The organism is Actinomycetes bacterium (assembly GCA_036510875.1).
GTDB lineage: Bacteria > Actinomycetota > Actinomycetes > Prado026 > Prado026 > DATCDE01.
The window spans coordinates 22104-28701 of the sequence record DATCDE010000360.1 but is presented as its reverse complement, the minus strand read 5'-3'; the positions used below and the strand labels follow the sequence as shown (position 1 = coordinate 28701).

The following is a 6598-nucleotide window of genomic DNA, read 5'->3' as shown; positions in this document are numbered from 1 at the left end:
CGGTGGAGGTGGTGCCGGGCAGCAGGGGTGCGGCGAAGCACACGAGCTGGGTCGTGGTGTCCTGAGCGAGGTCGAGGGTCATGGTGGGCCTCCCGGGTTGTCCGTGGTCTGCGCCGCGTCTCGGCGCCGGGCACTACGCTGCGCGCGGGGGCGCGGTCGGGGTATCCCTACGGATCTGGGATGTTTCGTGCATGTGGGCGTCTGCCCGCCGCACGGGGGCGCACCATGGCCCCGTGGAGTGTTGGACCGCTGACCGCCTGGCCACCGAGGTTGACCGCCTGGGTGCCCGCGGTCTGCCGTACGGCGAGCTGCACGCCGAGCTGGCCGCCCGGATCCGGCGACTGGTTCCCGTGGACGCCATGTGCTGGCACGGGCTCGACCCGGACACGAAGCTGCTGACCACCGCGAACCCGGTGGAGCTGCTGCACGGCGGCTTCCTCACCCCGGAGACCGAGGCCAACGCCGCGGGTGCGGTGGTGACCAGCGAGTACCTGCGGGACGACGTCAACACCTTCGCTGCGCTCGCGGCTCGGCGCACCCCGGTCGGGATCCTCAGCGAGACGACGCGTGGCCGGCCGCAGCGCAGCGCCCGCTACGTCGAGTACCTGGAGCCCATCGGCACGCCGTTCGAGATGCGCGTGGCGATGGTGACCCGCGGTCGCGCCTGGGGGTGCGTCGTGCTGCACCGCACCCAAGCCGCCGGGGACTTCACCCCCAAAGAGGCACGGATCATGGCACGGCTGTCCCGGCCGATCGCCGAGGCCCTGCGCGGCTCCTACCGGGTGGATGCCGCACGCAGACCCCACGAGGATCGCGCCCCCGGCCTGCTCGTGCTCGACGCCCGTGACGAGGTGGAACTGATCACAGCGCCAGCCGTGGCGCTGCTCGAACTCGTGGCGCGCGACGACCCGGCGCACCGCGCGGTCCCCGGCGGGGCGCTCAGCCTGGCCGCGCAGGTACGGCGCCATGGCCGCGCCGGCAGGCCGGCGCCGCCGCTGCACGTACCCACCTCCACCGGCTGGCTGACCTTCCACGGCTCACTCCCCGACGGTGCCCCAAGCGGACGCGTCGCGATCGTGGTCCAGCGCGCCGGCGAGGAGTACGCCGTCCCCCTAAGGCTGGAGGCGTTCGGGCTCACCGCGCGCGAACGGGAAGTCGCCGCCCTGGTCGCGCGCGGCCTCGACACCGCGGCGATCGCCGAGCGGCTCGTGATCTCCCCCTGGACCGTGCAGGACCATCTCAAAGCGGTGTTCGCCAAGACGAACACCCGGTCGCGACGCGAGCTGCTCTCCCAGGTGTTCTTCAACGACCAGCTACCCGGGATCGTCGCGAGGGACCCGCTGAACGCCGGCGGCCACCTTCAACCACCCGGAGCCGGACAGGCCCGCCAGATCTCGCTTCGCAGTTGACCCCGCCGCGCGGGCTTGACCGGCTCCTCCGTACGGACGCGGGTCACACCGACGTGCCGTTCTGGTGCGCATCGACGTGGCGCCGAACATGCGGTCTTCTGCAGCATGATGCCACCGGCAGGGCATGGGTCGGTGGTGAACAGGACCCCCGTTCCTGCACATCCCTTGCCACGATGCACTTCCGGCGACTCCTGGGTTTTCGACCCAGAGGTCACAACGCCAAGACGCCTCTGTGCGCGGCCAGGTCGTCCACCGGCGTCATGGCAGGTCCACCGGTGCCAGGCGCGCCGACCAGGACCGGCCTGACCGCGCCCACAACAGCCCAGCTCTCGTTGACCGCCGGTTGACCGCAACGCAAGAGGCTTGACCACCAAGATCGGTGATCAAGCCTCTGAACTGCGCAAACGTGGTAGCGGGGGCAGGATTTGAACCTGCGACCTCTGGGTTATGAGCCCAGCGAGCTACCGAGCTGCTCCACCCCGCGTCGGTGGACTCAGGATAGGTCACGGTTGCACGGCCGACCAAATCGGCTCAGCCGGTCACCGCCGCAGGCGACACCGAGACCGACGGACTGGCCGACGCCGATGGGGACGGCGACGCGCTCGCGGCGGACGCAGCCACCGCCGCAGCGATCGCGTGCGACAGCCGTTGCTGCGCCTCGCCGTAGGCGGCGAAGTCGCCCGCCTTCAGAGCCGCCTCGGAGTCCTTCAGAGCCTGCTGGGCGTCAGCCAGCGCCTTGTCCAGCGCCGGGTTGTGGCCCCCGGTCGATGGCGTCGTGGGAGTCGTGGGAGTCGTCGTCGTCCCCGAGTTGCCGGAGAACACCTGGTCGAGCGCGCCCTGCAGGGTGTCCGCGTAGCCGATCGTGTCGGCGAAGCCGACCAAGACCTTCTTCAGCAGCGGGTAGGCCGCCGCCCCCTGGGTCGACTTCACGTACACCGGCTCGACGTACAGAAGGCCGCCGCCCACGGGCAGCGACAGCAGGTTGCCGAGCACGACGTCCGACCCGCCCTGACGGAGCAGCGACAACGACTGGGCCACCGTGGGGTCGGCCTCGAATTTGTTCTGCACCTGTTCCGGCCCTGGCACCGTCGTGTTGCTGGGCAGTCGGAGCACCCGGATCGTGCCGTAGTCCGGCCCCGGTTCGGCATCGACCGCCATGAACGCCGCCAGCGTCTGCCGGTTGTTCGGCGCGAACGTCGTGGTCAGCGAGAAGGACGGCGACGTCTGGTCGGGCATCTGCAGGGTCAGGTAGTACGGCGGCTGGGCTGCTGTACCGGCCCCACGGTTGGTCGGGTCGTTGGGCACCTGCCAGAAAGCCTGGGCGCTGTAGAACGCCTTCGCGTCGGTCACGTGGTATTTGGCGTACAGCTCGCGCTGCACCTTGAACAGGTCCTCCGGGTACCGGAAGTGCGCCATCAGGTCGGGGGCGATCTGCGAGTACGGCGTGACGCTGCCGGGGAAGGCCTTGCTCCACGCCTTGAGCACCGGGTCAGTAGTGTCCCACTGGTAGAGCGTGACGGTCCCGTCGTAGGCGTCCACGACGGCCTTGACTGAGTTGCGGATGTAGTTGACTTGCTCCTTGGGCTGGGCCAGCACCGCAGTCGTCGTCGTGGTCAGCGAGTCGGTGGTCGCCTCGCCGAGCGTGGTGCGCTGCGAGTACGGGTAGCCGTTGGTGGTCGTATAGCCGTCGAGGATCCACACGATCTTCCCGCCCACCACGGCCGGGTACGGGTCGCCGTCGATGGCCAGCCAGGGCGCGACCTTCTCCACGCGGGTCCGCGGGTCCCGGACGTAGAGGATCTTCGAGTCCTTGTTGATCAGGTCGGAGAGCAGGATGTTGCCCTCCTGGAACCGCACCGCGTACAGCAGCCGGTTGAACGTGGAGCCGACCGGGACGCCGCCCTTGCCGGTGTAGGTGTAGTTGGCCTGGCCGTTGGCGCTCTTGTCGTCGGGGTAGTCCAGCTCGCGCGGGTTGGCGCCCGCCGGGGCACCGACGATCGAGTACTCCGGCGAGCGCTCGCCGAAGTAGATCCGCGGCTGGGCCACGCTGAGCAGCCCCTGCGGTGGGATGTCCGACTCGAAGAAGTCCGGGCTGCCGTCAGCGGCCGCGGTGTTGCCGTAGGCGGCCACGATCCCGTAGCCGTGCGTGTAGACCGCGTGGTCGTTGGCCCAGTTGCGCTGGCCGGCATTCAGCCCGTTGAGGTCCAACTCGCGGACGGCGACGACGGCGTCCCGCGGCGTCCCCGGTGTCTGGTCCTGCGCGCCCAGCTGGTAGCGGTCGACGTCCAGCGAGTCGGCGAAGTCGTAGAAGCCGCGGATCTGCTGCAGCGCCTTGAACGTCGGCGACACCACCGCCGGGTCCATCAGTCGGATGTTCTTGACCGTCGCCTGGCTGGCCGCGAGCGCGCCCGGCTTGGCGGTCTCGGCCGCCTTGTACTCGGTCTCCTTCACGTCGGCCAGGTCGTAGGCCGAGCGGGTCGCCTCGATGTTGCGGGCGATGTACGGGGCCTCCTTGTCCGGCTCGCTCGGCTTGACCTGGAACTGCTGAACGATCGCCGGGTAGATGCCGCCGATGATCACCGCACTCAGCACGAGCAGCCCGAAGCCGATCCCCGGGGCCATCCAGTTGCGCAGCAGCACGGTCGCGAAGAACAGCACGGCGCAGACCAGCGCGATCCAGAACAGGATCGACTTCGCAGGCAGCACGGCGTTGATGTCGGTGTAGGTCGCCCCGCTGATGCGGGCGGAGTCCTTGACCACGAGGCTGTAGCGGTCCAGGTGGTAGGCGATCGCCTTGAGCAGGACGAAGACGCCGAGCAGCACCGCGATGTGGTTGCGGGCCGCCACGGTGGTCTTCTCCCCCGGCGTCTGCAGCCGCAGCCCGCCGTAGACGTAGTGGGTCACGGCCGCGGCGATGAGCGCCAGGATGACCACGGCGAAGCCGAACCCCACGAGGAACCGCCAAAACGGCAGCCGGAACGCGAAGAACGACAGGTCCGTGTTGAACTGCGCGTCCTTCGTGCCGAAGGGCTGCGAGTTGCGGAACAGCAGCCAGGTGCGCCACTCCCCCGCGGCGGACCCGGCCGCCAGGAACCCCAGCAGCAGCGAGCCACCGATGAGGATCACCCGGCGGAACGGGTCGAGGGCGACCCGGTAGCGGTCCAGGTTCTGCTGCTCCGGCGACAGCCCGCGGAAGGCCGGACGGACCCGGTAGGCGAGCCAGACGTTGAACCCGACCCCGAACGCCATGAGCGCGCCGAACACGATGAACAACGAGGCCTGGGTGATCAGCTCGGTGGTGAAGACCCGGGAGAAACCGATCGAGCGGAACCACAGCAGATCGGTGTAGAAGCCGGCGAAGATCCAAAAGCCGATCACGACGACGCCGAGCACCACCACGGTGATGAGCAGCGCCCGATTGCGGCGTCGGGGAACTCGGACGGCGGCCGAACCGCCCGGTCGCGGCTCGTCAGGGTCACGCGGCATCTGGAAGCTCACCCCTCCAACGTACCTAGGCAGGGGGCCCACGGCGCAGCGTGGAGTCCGAAGCGTGACCAGACACGTCGCCGGACGACGGTCCGATGCAGCAGGATGGGCCGGTGACCACCAACCAGGCGGGGCCGCTGCGCGGCGTCGTCCGGGAGATCGAGGCTCACGTCGCGGCCGGCGGATGGGACCAGCCGGCCCGGCTGTTCGCGTTGGTCCACACCACGGCGCTGGTGGCCGACGAGCCGCAGCTCGCGGAGGCGCTGGGGATCGCCGCCGGGCCCGACGACGACAAGGCGACGCTCACCCCGGTCGAGCAGGACGAGCTGCCGGCCCACGAGTCGCTGGAGGACCTGCTGGCCGGGATCGGCTGGCCGGACGCCGTGGTCGGCACCGCGATCACCGTCGAGCGGGTGGTGCTGCCCACCGAGGTCGAGCAGGAGCTGCCGCAGGACGAGGGCGCCGCCCTGCTGGTCCTCGCTGAGCACCCCGACCGGCAGGAGATGCGGCTCGCGGTGGCCGTGCTGCGGGACGGCAGCCGCTACTGCGTGCTGCGGCTGCGCGCCCACGACGAGGCCGCTGACGTGATCGAGGGCGCGGACCTCGTCCCGTCCCTCGCCGACGCGCTGGCCGCGACGCTCGAGGACTGACCGCTCAGCAGGTCGGGACGCCGCCCTGGCCGCTGACCAGGGTGTTCAGCGCGCCGAGCGCCTGGCTGAGCGAGGTGACCTTGACCAGCCGCAGCCCGGCCGGCGCGGCCGGCTTGGCCTCGGCGCAGTTGTCCGCCGGGACCAGGAACACCGTGGCCCCCTCGTTGCGAGCGCCTAGCATCTTCTGCTCTATCCCACCGATCGGCCCGACGACGCCATTGGAGTCGATCGTCCCGGTGCCGGCGATGTTCTTCCCGCCGGTCTCCTGCTGGGGGGTCAGCTTGTCCACGATCCCGAGCGAGAACATCAGGCCGGCGCTCGGGCCGCCCACGTCGTTCAGCTGGATCTTGACCGTGACCGGTGACGTGTAGCCCACCCCGGGGATGATCCCGATCAGCGGCTTGGCCGCGTCGGTGGGGGACGCCGCCGCGGTGATGGCGACGTCCGACGTCGTCCCGTCGCGGACGATCCGCAACTGGACGACGTCACCGGGCTTGCCCTTGGCGATCCCCGCGCGCAGCGCGTCCGGCGTGGCCACGCCGGCGCCGTCGACCGACAGGATCCGGTCCCCGACCTTAAGCTTGCCGTCGGCCGGAGCCCCGGTGCTCACCGAGGCGACCGTGACGGTCTCCTGCACCGGGAGCTCCAGCTGCCGCAGCGCCGCCACCGCTGCGGCGTCTTGCGACTGGGTCATCTCGGCCACGTTCTCCTGCTGGATCTGCGCGCCGGAGGTGTTGTCCGGGTACAGCAGCCGCTCCGGGACGACGACCTCGGACGGGTCCAACCACCCGCTCAGCGCACCGAGGACCGTCATCTGGCTGTTCGGGCCGCCGGACTCGGAGACCGTGGTGAGGTTGAGCTTCCCGGTCGTGGGGTAGGTCGGTGCCCCGCTGATGCTCACCAGCGGGGTGCCGCCGGTCGACCCGAGGGTGTCGAACACCGGCCCGGGGCCGAGCACGACGTAGGGCACCGGCACGGTCGCAGCCGCGACGATGCCGCCAGCGATGAGGAACCCCGCGAGCAGCCGGGGACCGGTGCGGTCGGCCACGCGGG

At 70.4% G+C, this 6598-nt stretch carries 4 protein-coding genes and 1 tRNA gene; 2 read left to right on the top strand and 3 right to left on the bottom strand.

Annotated features, from left to right (window positions below; all coding sequences use genetic code 11):
* Positions 1-233 precede the first annotated feature (233 nt).
* Positions 234-1409: a helix-turn-helix transcriptional regulator gene (locus VIM19_20685; protein ID HEY5187253.1), complete on the top strand. Its 1176-nt coding sequence runs from the start codon at positions 234-236 to the stop codon at positions 1407-1409.
* Positions 1410-1816: 407 nt separating this feature from the next.
* Here VIM19_20685 and VIM19_20680 read toward each other — a convergent pair.
* Positions 1817-1893: transfer RNA gene (locus VIM19_20680), tRNA-Met, on the bottom strand.
* 47 nt (positions 1894-1940) lie between these two features.
* Positions 1941-4907: a UPF0182 family protein gene (locus VIM19_20675; protein ID HEY5187252.1), complete on the bottom strand. Its 2967-nt coding sequence runs from the start codon at positions 4905-4907 to the stop codon at positions 1941-1943.
* Positions 4908-5008: 101 nt separating this feature from the next.
* Here VIM19_20675 and VIM19_20670 point away from each other — a divergent pair, with 101 nt between their 5' ends.
* Positions 5009-5545: a PPA1309 family protein gene (locus VIM19_20670; protein ID HEY5187251.1), complete on the top strand. Its 537-nt coding sequence runs from the start codon at positions 5009-5011 to the stop codon at positions 5543-5545.
* A gap of 4 nt (positions 5546-5549) precedes the next feature.
* Here VIM19_20670 and VIM19_20665 read toward each other — a convergent pair whose 3' ends face one another.
* Positions 5550-6593: a PDZ domain-containing protein gene (locus VIM19_20665; protein HEY5187250.1), complete on the bottom strand. Its 1044-nt coding sequence runs from the start codon at positions 6591-6593 to the stop codon at positions 5550-5552.
* Between the last annotated feature and the right edge of the window lie 5 nt (positions 6594-6598).